Consider the following 19865-nt stretch of genomic DNA (forward strand, 5'->3'; position numbering starts at 1 on the left):
AGCCATCACCCATGCCGTACCGTCATCGAACCCCATGGCTTCAAAGCGCGTCTACCACCTACAGTAGGACTTTTTATTAGCTTCCAGCATGGTTGTAGCGTGCCGGAATTTCATAATCTTCTGGAATATCAGCTAGCGGCTTATCATCAGGCCACCCTGCCTTTTCTATATCATCAAAGATTCTCTTAAAGAAATCTGAAAGGAACTGAGCGGAAGATTGCACCCTTTCGAGTGCGTACCTCACTGCCCCCCAATCGTTCGTTCGCATCGATTTCTCAACAAGATCTAGGTTTATGAGCAAACTCTTTATATCACCATAAAATATTTCATCTAAATTCGACACACGATCCACCCCCCACCCACCCATTGAAAACCGACGCTCACTGTCCGACAAAAAAATCAAGGAGGAGATTATTTTTTTCATTAGATTAAAATTTAATCCCTTTGCAAAAAGAACATCTGAGGAGTTAGAAACACTTGAAACCTCGCAAGCCACCACGGCACCACTCAATCGTGGAATCAATGAACTCACTCTATCCACATCTTCAACAATGTTATAAAAAAATCCATAAAGGCTTAGCGAATAAACTCTAACCCGAACTATGGCGACCATAGCTGCAACCAGATCTTTTTCCTGCAAAGCCTCATTCGAGATGTTTATCCATACTTGAAGACTAGCGGTCTCCCTTCTTAATTCTTCATCTAAATCCTGCTTGTAATTCACGCACCAGTCCATATCCGACCACTTTTGATCAGAACAAAGCGACCCATACAAACGCGGCAGCAAATATTTTATTTTGTCGATGCCATTCATTTCAACCTTCTCCCTTTCGCTGCCATAGTTTTTGAATCGTTAATAGAACCGTCCAAATTCAGAACCACCTTAAAATTCCCGTGCCTATCAAATACCTCAATATGATCCTTATGCCTCTTATCTAAATAGAAATTATCACCTTTTTTTATATAACCACCAATATCATCATTTGCTTTATAAACAGTCATCCCGTGATAGTGCTGACTTGTTCTTTGTGAATTATTTTTTATTTCGCCACCAAAACCAGGCCGCTCGAAAATTGCCGTCATATTTTCAACAGCATCCTTATTTGGTTTATATCGATCGGGCTCCTTATTGAAATGGGTAGTTTGCTTGGATGCTGCCCCCTTCCCTCCTAACTTACCTCCTTTCCCCCCACCCACACTACTAACCACCGCTGGCAACGTCGCAGCCATCACCCGTGCCGTATCGGCATCAAACCCCATGGCTTCAAAACGCTTGGTCCAACCGTGCTCGGCAACAATCCCTCCCGCGTCCACGTCCGACATGTACACCGCCGGCATATAGTCGCGAAAATCATCAGGTAGCGACTTGTCCTTCGCCAGCCTTTTTATCGTGTCGTCGAACAACTCCCACTCGTCAAGCAGATAGCCATATCGTTGCTGGCATTGCTGAGGTGACTTGGCGCAGACTTCCTTTATTTCATCCTGCTGGCGGACATTGGTATCCACCATGTCCCGAATGACTTTCTGGCGTTCTTCCCCTGTGCCGACCTTCGCACGATGCGCGAAGTCTTCCAACTGAACGACATCTAGAAAGTTATTCTCGACCGCATTCCTGCCCGCCTGGGCGCCAGTCACCCCGCCGGCCGCATCCCCCGTGGCGAGGCCCCCCGCAATTCCCGCCGCCAACTGGCTCAGCGCGCTTACCTGCTGCTTCTCGGTTTCGCTCAGCGCGTCGGGGTCTTTACCTGGAAACAGCTGCCGCGCGATCACCCGCGCCGCCACTTCGCCGCCGCCTGCGCCCAGGCCGCCAGCCAGCGGCGATTGGCCGTTCAACTGCGCCGTCACCGCGCCCAGCACCGCGTGCGCCATGGCGTTGGCCGCGGGATTGTCCTCGCCGATCCGCCGCTTGATTTCGGTCGCCAGGTAGGGCGCGGCGGCGCTGCCCAGTGCGCCGGCCAGGTTGTCGCCCGCCAGCGCCGTCAGCGCGCCGGTCACCGCCTGCGCCGCTTTCTGCAGGTCGCTGCCGGTGCCGTAGTGCTTCATGGCATTGGCGTACGCCCTGTCCATCACGTCCGCATCGGTGTAGAGCCGGCCCTCCTTGCCCAGCTGTGCCCTCGCCTCGGCCAGCGCCTTCGGGTCCGTCTGCGCCTTCAGGCCCGCGATATCGCCCTGCGTGCGGATGACGTCCATCGACTGGCTGCCGATCTCGCCGATCAGCTGCACCTGCCTGAGGCGGTTCTGCTCTTTCTCCTTGTTGAAGATCGGGCTGATGCTGCCGTCGTTCGCGTGCGCCGCGTCATGGTTCAGTTCCGCCACGTCCTGGCGCTGGTTGTCCTGGTCGCGCACGCGTAAACCGCCTTCGCTCACCGCCGCCCGGGTGGTGCCCGACGCATGCCCCCCGTGATTGGCGCCGGACAACATGCCGCCGGCCGCATTGGTCAACAGGTCCTTGCCCACCGGCCCGCCGGTTCCCATCGAACCGCCGCTGTGCCGCGCCTGGAAGTCCGCCCGGTTGTCGATGTCGCGCCAACCCAGCGTGCCGGTATCCAACAGGTTCTGGTCCGGGCCGGCCGTGCTTGCGATCACCGCGCCATCCAGCTGGGTGTGATGGCCCACGTTGATGTCGTAGCCGCCCCGGCCCGCGAACAGGCCCGTCTGCTCCTTGACCGAATCGAAGTCGCTGCGCAGTTTGTCCTGGCTGGCGCTGATGTTCGCCGTGCCGCTCATCGAGCCGAAGCTGAAGCTGCCTCCCGCGCTGATGTCGCGCTGGCGCGCGGAATAATGGTCACTGTCTTGCTCGCTCTGCAACGTCAGATTGCGGTCGGCGTTGACCTCGATGTATTCACCGCCGACCTGCGCGCCCTTGAGCAGCGTGTCCCGACCGCTGGCCAACATCACCGTGCCGCCCGCGTCCAGCGAGGTCTCGGTATGGGTCAGCCCACGTCCTTTTTCGCGGCCTTTGTCCGCATTGACGCCGGCCGACACATTGATGCCGTAGCCCCCGGCCCCCGCGCCGATGCCAATGCCGACATTGCCGCCGTGGCTGCTGCTTGTGCCGTCGATGCGCTCGACGTTCCGCGCCGACAGCAATTCAATATCGCGGTCGGCCGAAAGCAGCACGTCACCGCCGGCCTTGACCTGGGTGCCGGCCAACACGACATCGCCGCTGTCGGCCCCCCTGCCCGCGCCGGTGGCGGTGATCGAGATATCCCGCCCCGCATTCAGCGTGCTGCCCTGCGCGCGCCGGCTCTCGCTGCGCGTTTCGGTTTTGGACGACTGGCTGCCATAGGAAATGTTGACGCCGATCGTGTTGGTCGCCCCCTGCGCCGCATCCTTGTCGCCGGCGCTCAAGCCTGCCGCGGTGTTTTTTGCATCGGCGGCTTGCGTCTGCAGATCGTCCCGCTCCAGCGCCTGCGCGGCCTGGACGCCGGACAGCGCCGCCTTGGCGCCCTGCAGCGCCCGCAACCGTCCGTCGCTCTCTTGCCCGGCCTGCCGGGCCGCGCTGACCGCGGTGTTGAGCGCGCTGCCCACCGTTCCCGACAGCGCGATGGTCAGGCCGCGTTGTTTCGATTCAAAGGTCTCGTGGCGGGTGCGCTCGTCATAGCCCGGGTCGATACGCACGCTGTCGCCAGTGATGTCCAGGTCCGTCCCCGCCACCAGGTCGGCGCCGCGGACATGCACGCGGTTTTCCGCAGTGATGGTCACGTTGCCCTGGGTACTGCCTATGGTGCTGGCGCTCTGGCTCTGGATGACGCCGTGCTCGTCCGCTTCGTGGCGCGAGGACTGGTTGCCGAGGGTGAAGCCGATGCCGCCGCTGTCCAGCAGTCCGCTCTTTTTCTTCTTTTCCAGCAGGTAGTGGGATTCGGTTTCGGTGGCCGCTGAAATATCGACGTCGCGCCCCGCGCGCAGATTGACGTCGCGGTCGCCGACAATGGCCGAACCGGTCACCGTCAGGTCGTTGCCCGCCACGATGCTGACCCGATCTCCGCTCAGCACGCTGCCGGCCTCGCGCGTCATGCGGTCGTCCTTGACCGTATCGCTGCTGCTTTTGCGCAGGAAGCCTTTTTTCTCGGCGTGTTCACGCGACTGCCGCGTCTCGCTCTCGGTGCTGCTGGCGATCCGCACATCCTGCCGCGCCTGCAGGGCGAGATCCCCCTGCTCGCTGTGCAGCGTGCTGGCCTTCACGGCGATATCGCCAGTGCGGGCGACGATCGTTATGCCATCCTGGCCGCTGAGCGTGCTGCCAGTGGCTTCATTGCGCGACGATTCCATCTCGCGCCAGCCCTTGGTCTTGCCGTCACGCGTATGCTCGACGTCCCGATCGGTCACTCGCCGACGCGCGCTGCCGACGGAGACGTCGTTGGCCTCCAGGCTTATGTGTCCCTGCCGACTGTCGACCTGCGCGCCTTCCAGCACGGCGGCGTCGCCCGCCAGTACTGTGACGCCTTTATCACCGCTCACGCTCGCCAGGCTCAAGCGCTGCTCTTCCCGCTGGTTGTCGACCGAAGACGTGCTGCTGCCGGCCTTGAGCCGGGTCGTGTTGGTGGTGGAGGCCGCCGACAACCGCACATCGCCCTCGGCCTGCAAGTGCGCCGAACCGCCCGCCACGACCTGGCTGCCCTGCAGGACCAGATCCCGCCCCGCCGTCACGCTGACGTTGTTGCCCGCCTTCAGGCCGCTGCCCTGCGACTGCTGCCATTCGCCGCTGACTTGCGCCATTCGCTGGCCGGCGGTTTCCATGCCCGAACGGGTGCGGTTGCCCATGGCGCCGGAAATCACGTCGACGCTGGCAGTGTGGCGGCTCTGCGCGACGCCGATGTCCAGGCTGTCACGCGCGCTCAGGTTCAAGTCGTGCGTGGCGTCCAGCCTGGCGCCCCGCAAACGGATGTCACCGCCACTCAAGGCAATGTCGGTGGCGCTCATGCTGGCCTGGCGCAACGCGTCCTGCAGATTGCTGCTGATCGCCAGGTGATTCGCCTGTATATCGATGCGGTCGGCCTTGATATCACCGCCTCCATGCAGGAACTGGTCGGCATCGATCCCGAGCGCCCGGTCGGCGAAGAGATTGCCCGCGTTATCGACGCTGCCTGCCGACAGCTGAAGGGCGCCGCCGCCAACCAGCGCGCCATCGCCAGTGAGGCGCAGCGTGGATGCGGCCAGGTAGACTTTGGGCACCCATACGGTCTGCGGACCGGTAGCGGTATCGACCGATTCGCTCACCATCCACACGATATCCTGCTGCAGCGCCGCGATCTGGGCAGGCGTCAAGGCCACGCCTGGCACCAGTTGCAGGTCTTGCGCCGTTTTTGCGCCATTGGCCATCAACGCCTGGTACTGGTCCATCGCGCTTTCACCGCGCACGGACGGCCGCCCGGTCAATTGCAGCACCTGTTCCCGCACCAGCCGCTGTTCGTAGAAGCCATCCCCCAGGCGCTTGTGCGCCCGCGCCGGATCAAACCCGACCTGCTTCAGCAGATAATCACTGCTGATGAATCCGCTGCGGCTGGTGAAGCGGGCATCGGTCACGACCAGGTATGGGCTGTCCTGGGCCGCGGGCTGGCGGAACAGGCCGTTGTCCGGGATCGAGGTCGCCACGCGGCGCAAATGCCGCTTCTGCGTCAACGCCTGTTCGGCGGGCAGGAGCGGACGGTCGCTCGCCAATTGTGTATCGCCGTCGATGCGGTCCGCGTCCGGCACCGTGACCGCCAGCGGGTTGCGCTCCCATTCGGCGCGTTCGGCCTGCACCGCCTCGAATGCGGCGGCCACGTCGCTGATCTGCGCCTGCGCGACTGTGGTGTTGGTGATACTGGCGCCGCGGATGGTGACGTTGCCATTGCCGCTGATGATTCCATCGACGGTACTCAGCGCCGTGGTGACGTCGCGATTGAAGGTCGGATACCAGTGCACCGTATCCTTGTCGTAGTGGTCGACAATGATTTCCTGGCGCCGCTCATTCACCGAATACCCGCGGTTGTCGACCACGCCGTCATCAGGGATATCGAGGTTGCCGTTTGCGGTGATGACGCTGGCGTCGTTCAACAGGCTGCCGGAGATGCGCAACGCCATGTCGCCGCCCGCCAGGATGCGGGCGCCCGTGCCTTCGGATACCAGGCTGTCGCGCGTGACGGTGCTGGTGACGGTGCGCTCGCGGAAATTGCTGTAATCGGTCACGAAAGGCGCGGCGGCAATATCGACGTGCCTTTCCGGATCCCACTGTTCCAGGCGCCCCCAGTCGAACTCGCGCCAGACGGTGTTTTGATACGGCGTCGGCACGAGGCCCTGCCGATGCCCGCGCGTTTCGTAGAAGGTCATGGCATAGCTGCCATCCGCGCCAGGCACCAACGCCAGATAGTTGACCCATAGGTCGGTCAGCTTCCCCCATCGGTTGCGGACCCGCAGCTGTGCGCGTTTGGCCGGCGCATCAATCGCCAACAGGGTGCCGTACGGGTTGCTTTTGGCGGCATCCTCATCCTGGAAGGTCAGGCGTTGCGTGGTGGGCGCCACGCTGCTCAGGTCGACGTTGACCTTGGAGCCGTAGGAACGCCAGTAGTAGTTGTAGCGTTGCCACTTGGTGGCGGGATCTGTCTGCGCGTCCCGGGCGATCACCAGGCCTTCGCGCAGATTCTCCAGGCGCTTGGCTTCGATCGCCACGTCGCCATCGGCTTCAATGAAGCTTGCACGGTTCTCCAGCAGGTCGCCGCTGCCCAGGTTCAGCGCGCCGCCGCTATACAGCAGGCTGCCGTCCCGGTTGCTCAACCGTTCCCGGGCCTGCAACGACAGCTGCTGCGTCGCGGCGACCACGCCATCGCGGCCATGGTTGTCGATCACGCGGCCACGCACGGCGACGTCATCGCCCATCACGCTCGCGGCGTTGTCCAGCGTATCGACATCGAGCGCCATGCGGTCGGCTTCCAGCCGCCCCTGGTTGCGCAAGGCGCCCGTCGTCACTTGCAAGTGCCTGGCCGCCAGGGATCCCTGGTTGGTCAAGTGCGTGGAGTGCACGACAAGATCGCCCGGCAACAGCCATTCGGCCTGGTTGGTCAACGTGCCATCCACGGCAAGCGTGACCTGGGCATTACTGCTGATCGTGTCACCGGCCTGGTGGGTGTAGTCCTGCCCGATCGAAAGGGACAGCGCGTCCTGGCTGCGCAGGGTGCCCGCCCGGTTGTCCAGGGCATGGGCATCGATGGCCAGCGTGCCAGCGCTTTCCACCAACCCGTCCTGGTTGAACAGGAACAGCGCGGAAGGCGAATCCGCTTCGTCCGCCTGGATCCGCAGCGCCCCGTTGGCCTGGATGCTGCCCTGTCGATTGTCCAGGCTCGCCAGTCCCGACAGCGTGAGGCTGCCGACGCTCTGCAAACGTCCCGACGTGTTGTCCACCGAGCGGGCCGCCACGCCGGTATGGATTGCCCCCAGCAACAGGCCGCCATCGCTATTGTTCAACCAGTCTGCCGTGATGTTCAGCCGCTCCTGGCTGGTGATGTTGCCGCGCCCGCTGTTGTCCAGCCGCGCCGCATCCAGCAGGAATGTCCTGGTGGCAACCAGCTGGCCGGCCTGATTGTCCAGTTGCTCGCTGTTCAGCGTCAGGGCATCGCCGCTGTGCATCTTGCCTTGCCGGTTATCCAGCATGGCAACGCGGTAGTCGCCCGCCCCCTGGCTGATGAACATGCCATCGGCGTTGTTCAGGTGATCGGCGACCACGGCCAGCCCGCCCCGGCTGCTGAACACGCCAGCCCGATTGCCGACCCGGGCAGCAACGATCCGCTGATCACCATTGCTGCGCACGGCTCCACGGTCATTGCCCAATCGTCCGGCAATGCGTAGATCGAGCTCGCGCTGGCTGTCGATTGCGCCGCCTTCGTTCAGCACCTGTCGCGCATCGAGTTGCAAGGCCTCGCCGCTTTGCACGTGGCCGTCGCGGTTGTCCAGCGATTCGCCCAGGTCGAGCCGCAGTTGGCGCTCGCTGTGAATCAGGCCCTGCCGCGTGTTATCCAGGCCTTGCGCGGCCAGCGCCAATCCCGCGCCGGTCGATATCCGCCCCGCGGCGTTATTGAGGGCGCCGGCGCGGGCGCCCGCCTCGGCGCCTTGCACGTCCAGCCGCCCCCCGACGCTGATGTCGCCGGCCTGGTTATCGATGTCCTGCGCAACGCGCAGCGTCAGATTTGCGGCCGACCGCAGCACGCCCTTGCCGTTGTCCAGGGCATTCGCGGCAAGCGTGGCGTCGCCCAGCGTCTGTATCGACCCGTCCCGATTGCTGAACGCGCCACCGACGGCGGACCACTCCCCCTGGCTGCCCATCCACCCTTGCGTATTGAGGATGTCCTGCGCATGCAACCGCTGGCTTTCGCGGCTGAAAATACGGCCATCGCGGTTGTCCAACGCGCCCGCGAACCAGAGATCCAGGCTGGCGAGCGACTGGATGCTGCCTTGCGCATTGCGCAACTGCCCGGCACGAACCGCCGTCTGGCCGTGGCCGGTCAGCATGCCGCCCTGGTTGTCCAGCGTTCCGTCCAGCGTCAACGCCAACGCCTGCTGGCTCAGGACGACGCCTTGGTGGAGATTGCGCAGCGCTCCTCCCGTCAACGACATGGCGCCGCCGCTTTGCAGCGAGCCCGCGCCGTTGTCGAGCAGGCTTGCCGCGCCGCCCTGCCAGGTCAGCGCTTGCCCGGCCGTCAGGATGCCCTGCCGGTTGACGAGATCGTGGAAGGTGCCAAGGCGCAGGTCACCGCCCGATTGCAGCCTTCCGGCGGTGTTATCGAGCCCGTCCACCGTCACCCGGACCTGCTCGCCTCCCAGGGCGGTCGCGTCGCGGTTATCCCAATGGCCGCCTGCCTGGACCGACAGTGTCCGCCCGGCTTCGAGCCAGCCCTGCGCGTTATCCAGCGCCTGCCGCGCCGTCAGGCGCAGGTCGCCCTGGCCAATGAGTTGCCCCTGCCTATTGCGGACGCGCTGCGCCGTCACATCGACCTGCGCGGCGGCAATCATTCCGCTGGCATTGTCGAGCACGCCCTGGGCATTCAATTTCAGCCCCTTGCCAACCCGCAGCGTGCCTTCGCTGTTATGGAAATCACCACCTGACACAACGTCCAGCGACTCCGCGCTGGAGATCATGCCGGACCGGTTATCCATGCTTGCGGCGCTCAGCGCCAGGTCACCATTGCCGCCCAGTTCGCCGCCGCGGTTATCCAGCAGGCCAGCGATGCGCCCATGTGATGCGCCACCGCCGAGCATCACCAGGCGTCCCTGTCGGTTGTCCAGGGAGCCGGCATCCAGCTCCAATTGGCGAGCTTCGATCACGCCGCCGCTGTTGTCCAACGCCCCGGTCAAGGCGAAGCGGCTTTCTCCGTCTTCCACCTGGGTCCAGACGGCGGCCTGGTTGAGCAGGCTGTTGCCACCGACCCGCCAGCTGCCCGCTCGAACCTTCGCCTGTTGCGCATCGATGGCGCCGGTGGCGCCCAACGCCAACCGGCGGCTGTCGATCGTGGTTTGCCGCAGCGCGATCTCGCCGTCTTGCGCGTGGATACGCAATTGGTCTGCCGCAAGCGTGCCCTGGCTCAGGTCGATGCGGTTGCCCTTTATATCGATTGATTTCCGACTCAGCAGATTGCCGCTGGCCCGCACGTCCTGCTGGCTGGTCAATACCAGGTCCGCCATCCGAGTCAGCGAGCTGTTGATGTCGCTGCCGGCCAGCAGGTTGCCGCGGCTCTGGATGCCCTGCCCGGCCGTCAGCCGGACGTCACCCGCGGCCGCCAGCGTGCCGGATTGTTCGATGTTCCCGGTCCGGCTTGCGACCGACAGCGCGCCGCCGCCATACAGCTTGCCGTGATGCTCGAGGCCGTCCCGCGCGGCCAGGGAAATATCACCGCCCGCCTGGGTCACTGCCTCGGTGGAACCGGATAGCCAGCTGAGCCTGCCTTCGCTGCTGACCGTCAGCGTTCCCGCCGCCTGCAGATGCCCGCCCTGATTGCGCACTCCCACTCCGGCCTCAGTGCCAATCATGCGGATGTGGCCGCTGTACATGCCGCCCAGCTGGCCCATGTCTATCGCCAGTTGCGGCGTCATGGCTTCAGCACCCAGCGGCGCGACCGTTTTCGCATCGGCGCTGACGCGGTTGCGCCCCGCTATCACCGACACGGCGTCCCTGGCCCAGACGCCGGCGTTTATTTCGACCGCGCGCGCCAGGATGTCCACATAGGCGGTGTCATGGCGCGCATCGCCGTTCAGGCCGCCGCCTTCGATGCGCACGACGCCCCGCTCGACCTGGAATCCCGCCAGGCTGCCGTCGGCGTTGCGCTGCGGACTGCCGGTGCTTAGCGTCATGCGCCCCGCATTGATCGTGCCGCAGCCATCGCACACAATGCCCGACGGATTGGCCACGATGACCTGCGCCTTGTCGCCCGCCACCTCCATGAAGCCGCGCAGCATGCTGGGATTGCTGCTGTTGATCTCATTGAGAATGACACGCGCCGTGGCGCCGTTCGGACCGAAGTTGGGATTGCCCTGGATCATCCCGGCCAACCCGGTGGAGGTCATCGTGGCCGAGTTGTTCAGAATCGCGCCACGCCGATCCACGTCGAACCGCAGGTACCGGTTGTGCGACAACCCGCCCTGATCGGGCGCGGCAATGTTGACTTGCGGCAGACCATTCTGCGTGGTCACCACATGCGGGCGCTGCCCGGTTGGCGCCGCGCCGTCGGCAACGATTCCGTCCGCGGCCGCCGGCCTGCCAGGCATGACCAAACCCGCCAGCCAGACGGTCCACAGGATGAAAGCGAAGCGGTAGCGGTATTGCATGAGCCAGGTCTTTGAAAAAGCGGGATCAGATTTCCAGATTCATGCTGAATCCGATCGTCATTGCCGCGGTGTGGAAATCACGCGGTTTGTAGAGGGGCACGCCGGCAAACAGGTCATAGCCAAGTTTTTTCCAGAGCGCGCCCCGCACGCCCAAGGCTGCGCCCGCCAACTGGCGTCCGACCAGATATCGGGCGCCCTGGCCGCCTACCCGCCCATAGTCCAAAGCCACATACAGCGCATCGCTGGATGAAAGCCCGTTCCAGGCCAGTTCATTGCGCCAGAGCAGGCCGTTCTCGCCGGACAGTGTCTGCTCGCCGTCAAAGCCGCGCACCGTATAACGGCCGGCAATGGCCATGCGTTCCTGTGGCGTCAGCGCGTCCGGGCTCCATTGGCCCCGGACGATCGCCAGATACCGCCAAGGCTGCTTGCCCCAGGCGAAGGGTTGATCGAGGCTTACGTCGCCCGACAGCACACCGCCGCGGGCACTGCCGCTACGCGACGCTTCCTCGGGCGCCGCGAGGGCGCCGAATGCGCCGGTGCCGTGGCGCCAGCCGAGGTTCGCATCCAGCGTGGCGCTTCCGAGATAGCTGTGCTGGTTGACGCCGAACTCCCATCCGGCCGTGCGGCGCCGCTGCTGCTCGATGGCGATGTCATTGACGGCATTGGTGGAGTATTTGCGATACACACGCAGGTTGAGCGTGGTCTTGTGGGACTGGTCGCGATATGCCAGCCGTGACACGGCGGCCTGAAGGCTCGCGCTTTTTCCGCTGTACCGGAGTACTTCGTTGGCGCTGGGGATGTTCTGGTGATAGGCGTAGTTGTTGTAATTGACGGAGTAGGCCCAATAACCGACCGGGAATACGTAGTTCAAGGCATGTGAACGGTTACCGAGCGGCGCATGCTGGAACAGATCCCTGCCGACGTTGGCGTAGAACAGATCGTTGTGCGCGAAGGGAGCATCCACGGCCAGGGTGGCCGAGCCCAGGTAACGCCCGGTGCTATCCGAACCGCTATCGTCCAGGCCGAGGCTCAGCCGGATGGGTCGGCTTTCCTGCCAACTCACCAACAGGTCGCTGGTGGCCTCGCGCTGCCCTGGCGTGATCCGGATATCGGCGGCCGCGCTGGGGACTCGCTTGAGATTCTCCAGGCCCTGCTCGATATCGCGCAGATTGAGAATATCGCCGGACGATGCCGGGATGGCATTCCATAACCGGCCGCGCCACGACACTGGCTGGTCGAAGCGGATATCGCCAACGCGACCGGGCAGCAGCGTCAACGTCAGAAGGCCGCGGGTCAGGTCCTGCTCGCGCGCCATCACGCGTGTCGTGACGTAGCCTTTGGCCAGAATGGCGTTCTGCACCCGGTTGATGGCCGCCGTGATGCCCTGGCCGCCCAGGCAGTGGCCTATTGTGTCGGCGGCGGCATCGAGCGCCCATTGAAAGCTGGCGGCGGAATCGCCGCTCAGCCGCAGGGCATCGATGACGAAGCAAGGGCTTTCATCGGCGGGATAATCGGATGGGGAGGCTTCAGGACGAGGAAGGCGCTCGTCGACCCGCGGGGTATTCTGCTGTTGCAGGACACGTTCACGCTCTTGCTGGCGCAACTGCTCGCGGGCATCGATGGAGAGTGCTGGCGGTGTCGGCGCCTCTGGCACCGAGGCGCCGAAAACCGGTGAAACGACGGCGGCGAGAACCAGAAACCCTGGCCCCAGGAAAAACAACAGCTCACCGCGACGACCGCACCGCATCTCTGCTCCTTGATTGCGCGGAGCCAGAGTAGCAACGAATTACCAGCGTACGTAATTGTTAAATGGTCGTACAAATTCAAGCGCCACCGCGGATGCGGGAAATGGCGCGCGATATTTCCCGCGCGTGACGCCGCGGTTTCTTCGCCTGCTTGCTTGTTATCTTGCGGGCTTTACCAGATGGCGAAGAACAGCACCCAGGACCAACAGAAAGGCGCCAGCCCGGCGGCCAGCACCAGCCATGCCGCGGTCTTCCTGAACACGCCGACCGGACGCTGGTTCAACAGGCGCGCGAACAGGCGCAAGGTCCACAGCACCGCCAGCGTCAGCAGCGTGAAGCGCACCGGCGCCGCCCAGGCGGCGCGCACGCCTTCGTGCTTGAGCAGGTTGATGGTGGTGGCGGACAGGCCCAGGAACACGCCGATGCCGGCCGAAGGAATCAACCCCTGGGCCAGCTTGTGCAGGCCCGGACGGAACCAGCGGTTCGCTTCCTGACCGATGACCGGAGCGGCCGGCGCCAACCGGTCGGCGATCCACAATGACAGGAAGGTGGCGCCGCCCACGCACACGGTGGCGCCGACCACGAACATCAGGATGCCCGCGCCATCCAGCCACGAGAAGCTGTCGTTCACTTCCGGATAGTGCGTCAGGATGAACCACGGCGCGTTGTCCAGCAGCGGCCACATGATGTCGTGCTCGACCAGCCAGGTCGCGGCCCACTGCTTGGCGGTCACGTACCAGGGGCTGGCGCTCCAGAGGAAGGCGCCCATGGCGATGCCCATCAGGCCGAAGCACAGCAGCGCGGTCTGCCACGGTTCGCCATCGGTGACGCTGACGACCTCTTCCTCGGGCGAGCGCGGCGTCAGTGCGATGGCGCCGCGATAACCGCTGCAACGGCCGCATACATGGCAGTCGCCGGCGCCCTTCATGTGCCGCAACGGCACCAGCGGCGCACAGTTGATGGGCTCGATGCGGATAACCGGATGGCGCCACTTTTCCTCGTCGACCTTGAAGTGCCACGGCGCCAGCTTGGCCAGCAGATTGAAGACGCCGTTGACCGGACAGAGGTATTTGCACCAGACCCGCTTGCTGCGGCCGTAGCGCCAGCCGACGACCATGGCCGCCGCGGTGGAGCCGCCGAGCACCGCCAGCACCGCCAGCGGATACTGGTAGACGCTGACCAATTGTCCGTAGATGGTGGTCAGGGCGAAGGCCACGAACGGCCAGCCCCCCCAGCGCATCCACTTGGGAATGGCATGCCCCTGGCCGCGTTCGCTGGCCCATTCGGTGAGCATGCCCTCCGGACAGAACCAGCCGCACCAGGCGCGTCCCAGGATCGGCATGGAAATCAGCACGAACGGCCACCATACGCCCCAGAAGGCGAACTGGGCCACGATGGTCAGGTTGTTGAATACCGACGCCGAGTTGTCCGGCAGGGGCATGATGGCCGGAACGATCAGGAGGAAAGCGTATATCGCAACAATGCCCCACTGCAGCTTGCGCAACAGAGGGGCATGGTCTCGGAGAAAGTCGGCGATACGGGAGGTCGCCCTCCCGAGTGCAGCTGCCATGGTCAAACCTTCATTAATTCAGTCCGATCAATACGTCGGAGTCCGTGCTCAAGAGGCGGCGCGCGCCGCCACCGGCGCGGGCTTGCCGCCCACCCAGCGCAGCAGCGCCCACACCACGATCCAGTAAGCAACCCACAACAATACCGAAATCAGGGCCGGCAGCGCACGATAGCCGGCAAAATCAGCCAGAACCTTGCCGAAACCGGTGCTGTCGCTGAGCAGCCACGAGCTGTCCCAGACCGGATCGATGATGGTCGGCAGCACGTCCAGCGAAATCAGGTGATCCAGGCCGCCCACCAGCAGCGCCCCCGCCAGCAGCAGCAACAGGATTTCGGTCACGCGGAAGAAACGGCGCCAGGTGATGAGCTTGCCGCCCAGCTGCAGCAGCCAGAAGGTCAGCAGCGCCACCACGAAGCCGGCCACGCCGGCCAGCGCCAGCATCAGCATGTTGCCGCCGCCTTCGCCGGCCGCCACGGTGCCGTACAGGAACACCACGGTTTCGCTGCCCTCGCGGGCCACGGCGATGGCCACCAGCACGAACAGGCCCCACCAGTTGTCATTGGCCATCGACGAGCGGGCGCCGCTTTCAAGCTCGCCCTTGAGCGTGCGACCGTGCTTTTTCATCCACACGACCATCTGCACCACCAGCGCGCACGCCGCCAGCGACATGATGGCCTGGAACCATTCCTGGCCTTCGTCGCTGAGCCACGAGGATACGCCCAGCAGCACCAACGCCAGCGCCACGGCCAGCGCCAGCCCGGCGCCCACGCCGCCCCACAGATATTTCAGTCCGCGTTTGCCTTCGGGCGTCGAGCGCAGCCAGGTGTACAGGATGCCCACCACCAGCATGGCTTCGACGCTTTCGCGCCAGACGATGAAAAGAACCTGTTCCATGTATTGCGGCTGCCTATTCCTTGGGCTTGACGACCAGCGTGCCTTTCACCGCCTGGTGGAAGTCATCGAAGAAGGGATACTCGCCGGGACGCGAGATGGTGATGACCACGAACGACTTCACGCCGGGACCCAGCACCTTTTCCTTGCGCAGCGGGATGCTTTCGAACTCGACCGGCTCGTTGCTTTCGTTGATCAGTTCAATCTTGAAACGGCCGGCAGGGACTTCCAGCGTGGCCGGTTCAAAGGTGCCGTTGGGCTTGAACGTCAGCGTGAACGTGGGCAGTTCGTCCGCTTGCGCGGGCGCCATGCCGGCCAGGCACGCCAGGCCGATCGACAGCGCGGCGCAGATGCGGAGCAGAGGGCGCGCGATTCGCACGATCAGTAGCCGCCCTTCTTGCCGGTGCCGGCATAGACGAATTCGTATTCCAGGTCGAACGGCTGGAACCAGTCGCCCACGCCGGTTTCCTTGTCGATGTGGCGGCCGAAGTGGCTCATCTTGTCGGCGGTCGGCGGCAGGATGGTGTACTTCAGCTTGTACTTGCCCGGGCCTTCCAGCTTGATGTTCTCGCCGTAGTGCGGGCCGTCGTTGGCGACCATGGGCATGAAGGTGCCCTTCTGCACGTTCTGGCTGCCGACCTTCTGGATTTCGTATTTGACGACCAGGTAGGGCATCCATTCGCCTTCGGGAAAGCCGGTGGGATTGCCGGCCGTGGCGTGGATGTCGGCCTCGAGGTGGATGTCGGAATCCTTGGCGGGGCGCATCATGCCCGGGGGGTCCATTTCGATCGGCTGCAGGTAGACCGCACCGATTTCCATGCCGCCCTTTTCCACGGGCTTGCCGATGGGGTATTCAGCCGCTTGGGCGGCGGACACGCTCAAAGCGACAATGGCCAGGGCCAAGGCTTTCTTCATCATGTGGGTCATCCTCGAAGCTCGATTGAAACGACGGATCCTAAAAACATAAACAAGAACCGTTTGCATTAATGTAACGGAAAAATCTGACACCTCCCTGAATCAGATAAGTCCGAAATCCGCGGATTGTTGCGTCCAATCAAGCAAAACAAAACCGGCGGGCAACGCCACGCCGGCCGGTCGACAGTCGGATCCGCGGCACCGCCGCGGTCGGACGTTGCGGTTAGGACTTGCGTCCGCCGCCCTGCGAGCCCCCGGGGGTGAACGGGAAGTTCGAGAACATGGCGCGGGTCTGGTCCTGCATCTGGTCCTGCATCTGCACGAACAGGTTTTTGCTCTGGTCGATGTAGTTGTTCATCATGTTCTGCAGCATCGGCGTCTGCACGTTCATGAACTGGGTCCAGGCCTCGGGACCGAACTGGCTGCCATACAGGCCCTTGGACTGTTCGGCCATGCGCTGCTGGATTTCCATGAAGGCCTGGATGTTCTTTTCCAGGTAGGAACCCATGATGCCCTGCATCGCGTGGCCGTAGAAACGGATGATCTGCGACAGCATGTTCGACGAGAACATGGGCATGCCGCCGCTTTCTTCTTCGAGAATGATCTGCAGCAGGATGCTGCGCGTGAGGTCTTCGGCGCTCTTGGCGTCGACGACCTGGAATTCCTCGTTGGCCAGGACCAGTTGCTTGACATCCGCCAGGGTGATGTAGGTACTGGTCCGAGTGTCGTACAGGCGACGGTTGGGGTACTTTTTAATCAGGCGCAGGCTGGCGCCGGTTTGTGCTTGCGTCATGGTTGTCCCCGGATCGGGCGATCTCTAAGACTTCGAATAGGGTGAAGTGTAATGCCGCGGCGCCGTCTCCCCGAGACACCGCGGCGCGAAAGGGCCGCCCGCCGGGCGACCCGCGATGCGTCAGCCCATGTGCAGGCCGCCGTTGAGCGAGAAGTCCGCGCCGGTGGAAAAGCCGGATTCGTCCGAAGCCAGCCACGCCGTCATCGAGGCGATTTCCTCGGGCGTGCCCAGGCGCCGCACCGGGATGGTGGCGACGATCTTTTCCAGCACGTCGGGACGAATGGCGCGCACCATATCGGTCCCGATGTAGCCGGGCGAAATGGTGTTGACGGTGACGCCCTTGCTGGCGACTTCCTGCGCCAGCGCCATGGTGAAGCCGTGGATGCCCGCCTTGGCGGTGGAGTAGTTGGTCTGGCCGAACTGGCCCTTCTGCCCGTTCACCGAGCTGATGTTGATGATGCGCCCCCATTGGCGCTCGACCATGCCGTCGATGACCTGCTTGGTCACGTTGAACAGGCTGTTCAGGTTGGTGTCGATGACCGCGCGCCAATCATCGGCGGTCATCTTGCGGAACAGCCCGTCGCGGGTGATGCCCGCGTTGTTGACCAGCACGTCGACCGGGCCGAGTTCCGCGGTGACACGCTCGAAAGCGGCCACGGTGGAATCCCAGTCGGACACATTGCCGACGGAAGCATGGAAGGTATATCCCTGCGCCGCCTGTTCATCCAGCCATTGCTGGTAATTGCGGCTCGGGCCGCAGCCTGCCACGACGCGAAAGCCCTCTTTGGCCAGGCGTTGGCAAATAGAGGTGCCGATCCCGCCCATCCCGCCTGTAACGTAAGCCAGTTTTCCGCTCATTGGACTTCCTCCTGTGTGCGACGGACGCCTCGTTGATTGACTTCTTATTGGCCTGGGCCCACCGCATGCGCGGCTTCAGGCAGCCCTGACCTTCACATACCTGCCCGGCGCCGGTTCTATCGGCCGGTACCGGGCGTTACCTGATTTTGCACGCGCCTTGACCTGCTTGCCGGAATGCCCGGCCAGCCAGGCGGCCCAATCGGGCCACCAACTGCCCGGCTTTTCCTGCGCCTGGGCCAGCCAGGCGTTGGGATCGCCCGGCAATGGCTGGCCTGCGCCACCCATATTGTCCGCCACCCAATAGCTGCGGCGCTTTTTGGCGGGCGGGTTCACCACCCCGGCGATATGGCCCGAGGCGCCCAGCACGAAGCGTTGCGGCCCGCGCAGCACCTGGGTGGAGGCATAGGCCGACACCCACGGCACGATATGGTCTTCGCGCGAACCGAAAATATACGCCGGCATCGACAGGCGCGTCAGGTCCAGCGGCAGCCCGGCGGCCTGGGCCCGTCCCGGCACCTTGAGATTGTTTTCGAGATAGGTGTTGCGGAAGTACCAGGAAAAGAACGGCCCGGGCAGGTTGGTGCTGTCCCCGTTCCAGAAAAGCAGGTCGAAGGCCGGCGGCTTCTGGCCTTTCAGGTAGTTGCCGACGACGTAGTTCCAGACCAGTTCGTTGGGGCGCAGGAACGAGAAGGTGGTGGCCAGGTCGCGCCCGGGCATCAGCCCGCCGTTGCCCAGTTGATGGTCGCGCAGCAACGCGTGCGCTTCGTCGACGAAGACATTCAGGATGCCGGTGTCGTGGAAATCGAGCAGCGAGGTCAGCAAGGTCAGCGCCGCGACCGGATGTTCGCCGCGCGCTTCGGCCAGCGCCAGCGCCGAAGCCAGCATGGTGCCGCCGACACAGAAGCCGAGCGCGTTGACCTGCGGCTGGCCGGAGATGTCGCTGGCCACGCGCAGGGCCTGCAGCACCGCGTCGTCGAGGTAGTCGGACCAGGTCGCGCGATCGATGCCGTCGGTATCACTGGCCAGCGGGTTGCGCCAGGAGATCAGGAACACCGTGAAGCCCTGCTCGACCGCGTGGCGCACGAACGAGTTGTCGGGTTGCAGGTCGAGGATATAGAACTTGTTGATGTTCGGCGGCACGATCACCAGCGGCCGCTCGTGCACCGTGGCGGTGGCGGGCTTGTACTGGATCAGCTGGAACAGCGCATTTTCGAACACCACGTCGCCGGGCGTCACGGCCACGTTGCGGCCGATCTCGAACTGGGTTTCGTCGGTCTGGGTGATGCGGCCTTTCTTGACGTCGCCGAGCAGGTTCGCCAGGCCTTCGTTCAGGGCGCGGCCGGCGCTTTCGACGATGGACTGCTGGGCATCCGGATTCAAGGCCAGGAAGTTCGACGGCGACAACGCGTCGACCCACTGCATGATCGAGAAACGCAGGCGATCGCGCATCGGTTCGCTGACCTGGGCCGCATCGACCATGCGCGACATGGCCCGGGCCGACAGCAGATAGGTGTGCGCCATCAGCAGATGCTGGCCACTGGCCGCCCAGGCCTCGCCGCCGAAACGGCGGTCGGCCGGCGGGGCCAGCGCGCCGCGGCGGGCATCATCACACAGCCGCTGCCATTCGCGCGAGAATTCAGCCTGGATATCGGCCAGGACGTCCGGAGCCACGCTCACCGGAAGAGGCCCTGAAGCGGAGAGATTGGCATTCACTTCGACACCTTGTTATCGAGACTTCCCGATTGATGTTGCATGTCGGGTCCGGGGCTGTCAATGCGGGTATTCAATGAGGCAGCCAGGGCCGCCCGCCCGCGCGCGCGGCCGCTTTGCGCGGGATCAAACCGGATCGAGCCAGGCCAGCAAGGCCATCCTGCCGGTCTCGCCGTCGCGCCGGTAGGAAAAGAACCGCTCCGCGTCCGCCACCGTGCACAGCCCGCTCAGGCTGATGTCCTGCACGCCGGCGCGGCGCAGACGGAATTGCGCCAGTCCGGCCAGGTCGGCCAGCCATTTGCCAGGCACGCCCGGGCGCGGCCGGAAATAACGTTCGGCGGCGGGGTCATCGGCCATGAAGGCGTCCAGCACGTCACGCCCGACCTCGAAGGCGTCCGGCCCGATACCGGGGCCGATCCAGGCGCGCCACGCGGTGGCATGCGGTGCCTTGGCGCGCATCGCCGCCAGGGTGTGCTCCAGCACGCCGCCAGACAGGCCGCGCCAGCCGGCATGCGCCGTGCCCAGGACCCGCCCGCCCGCGTCGGCGATGACCACCGGCAGGCAGTCCGCCACCATCACGGCCAGCACG

Annotated in this window: 11 protein-coding genes; all 11 read right to left on the reverse strand. The window is 63.9% G+C overall.

Going from position 1 to position 19865, the window contains the following annotated elements; genetic code table 11:
- Positions 1-76: 76 nt before the first annotated feature.
- Positions 77-814, reverse strand: a complete 738-nt coding sequence (locus tag DK459_RS30570; protein ID WP_146221920.1) for a hypothetical protein — start codon at positions 812-814, stop codon at positions 77-79.
- Complete coding sequence (locus tag DK459_RS30255; protein WP_110135238.1) at positions 811-10794, reverse strand: hemagglutinin repeat-containing protein; 9984 nt, start codon at positions 10792-10794, stop codon at positions 811-813. The genes DK459_RS30570 and DK459_RS30255 overlap by 4 nt, the downstream gene beginning before the upstream one ends.
- 25 nt (positions 10795-10819) lie before the next feature.
- A complete protein-coding gene (locus DK459_RS30260; protein WP_233256880.1) occupies positions 10820-12541 on the reverse strand; it encodes a ShlB/FhaC/HecB family hemolysin secretion/activation protein in 1722 nt (573 codons plus the stop codon).
- Positions 12542-12711: 170 nt separating this feature from the next.
- The gene (locus DK459_RS30265) at positions 12712-14109 is read right to left on the reverse strand and encodes a 4Fe-4S binding protein (RefSeq protein ID WP_054437394.1); all 1398 of its coding nucleotides are present in this window, start codon (positions 14107-14109) and stop codon (positions 12712-12714) included.
- A gap of 48 nt (positions 14110-14157) precedes the next feature.
- On the reverse strand, positions 14158-15003 hold the full coding sequence (locus DK459_RS30270) for an FTR1 family protein (protein ID WP_024068158.1): 846 nt from the start codon (positions 15001-15003) through the stop codon (positions 14158-14160).
- A gap of 13 nt (positions 15004-15016) precedes the next feature.
- A complete protein-coding gene (locus tag DK459_RS30275) occupies positions 15017-15361 on the reverse strand; it encodes a cupredoxin domain-containing protein (RefSeq protein WP_255288690.1) in 345 nt (114 codons plus the stop codon).
- 20 nt (positions 15362-15381) lie between these two features.
- Complete coding sequence (locus DK459_RS30280) at positions 15382-15918, reverse strand: iron transporter (protein WP_006389401.1); 537 nt, start codon at positions 15916-15918, stop codon at positions 15382-15384.
- Positions 15919-16138: 220 nt separating this feature from the next.
- Complete coding sequence (gene phaR / locus DK459_RS30285; RefSeq protein WP_006389400.1) at positions 16139-16708, reverse strand: polyhydroxyalkanoate synthesis repressor PhaR; 570 nt, start codon at positions 16706-16708, stop codon at positions 16139-16141.
- A 120-nt stretch (positions 16709-16828) separates the two neighbouring features.
- A complete protein-coding gene (locus DK459_RS30290) occupies positions 16829-17566 on the reverse strand; it encodes a 3-ketoacyl-ACP reductase (protein WP_006389399.1) in 738 nt (245 codons plus the stop codon).
- Between the two features lie 75 nt (positions 17567-17641).
- Positions 17642-19279 carry a class I poly(R)-hydroxyalkanoic acid synthase gene (gene phaC, locus DK459_RS30295; protein WP_026383742.1) on the reverse strand — a complete coding sequence of 546 codons (1638 nt, stop codon included), beginning with the start codon at positions 19277-19279 and terminating at the stop codon, positions 17642-17644.
- Positions 19280-19402: 123 nt separating this feature from the next.
- Positions 19403-19865 (reverse strand): polyphenol oxidase family protein (locus DK459_RS30300; protein ID WP_146221921.1); only part of this gene is annotated, 463 nt, incomplete at its 5' end.

The organism is Achromobacter sp. RW408 (genome assembly GCF_003184165.1).
Classification (GTDB): domain Bacteria; phylum Pseudomonadota; class Gammaproteobacteria; order Burkholderiales; family Burkholderiaceae_B; genus Achromobacter; species Achromobacter xylosoxidans.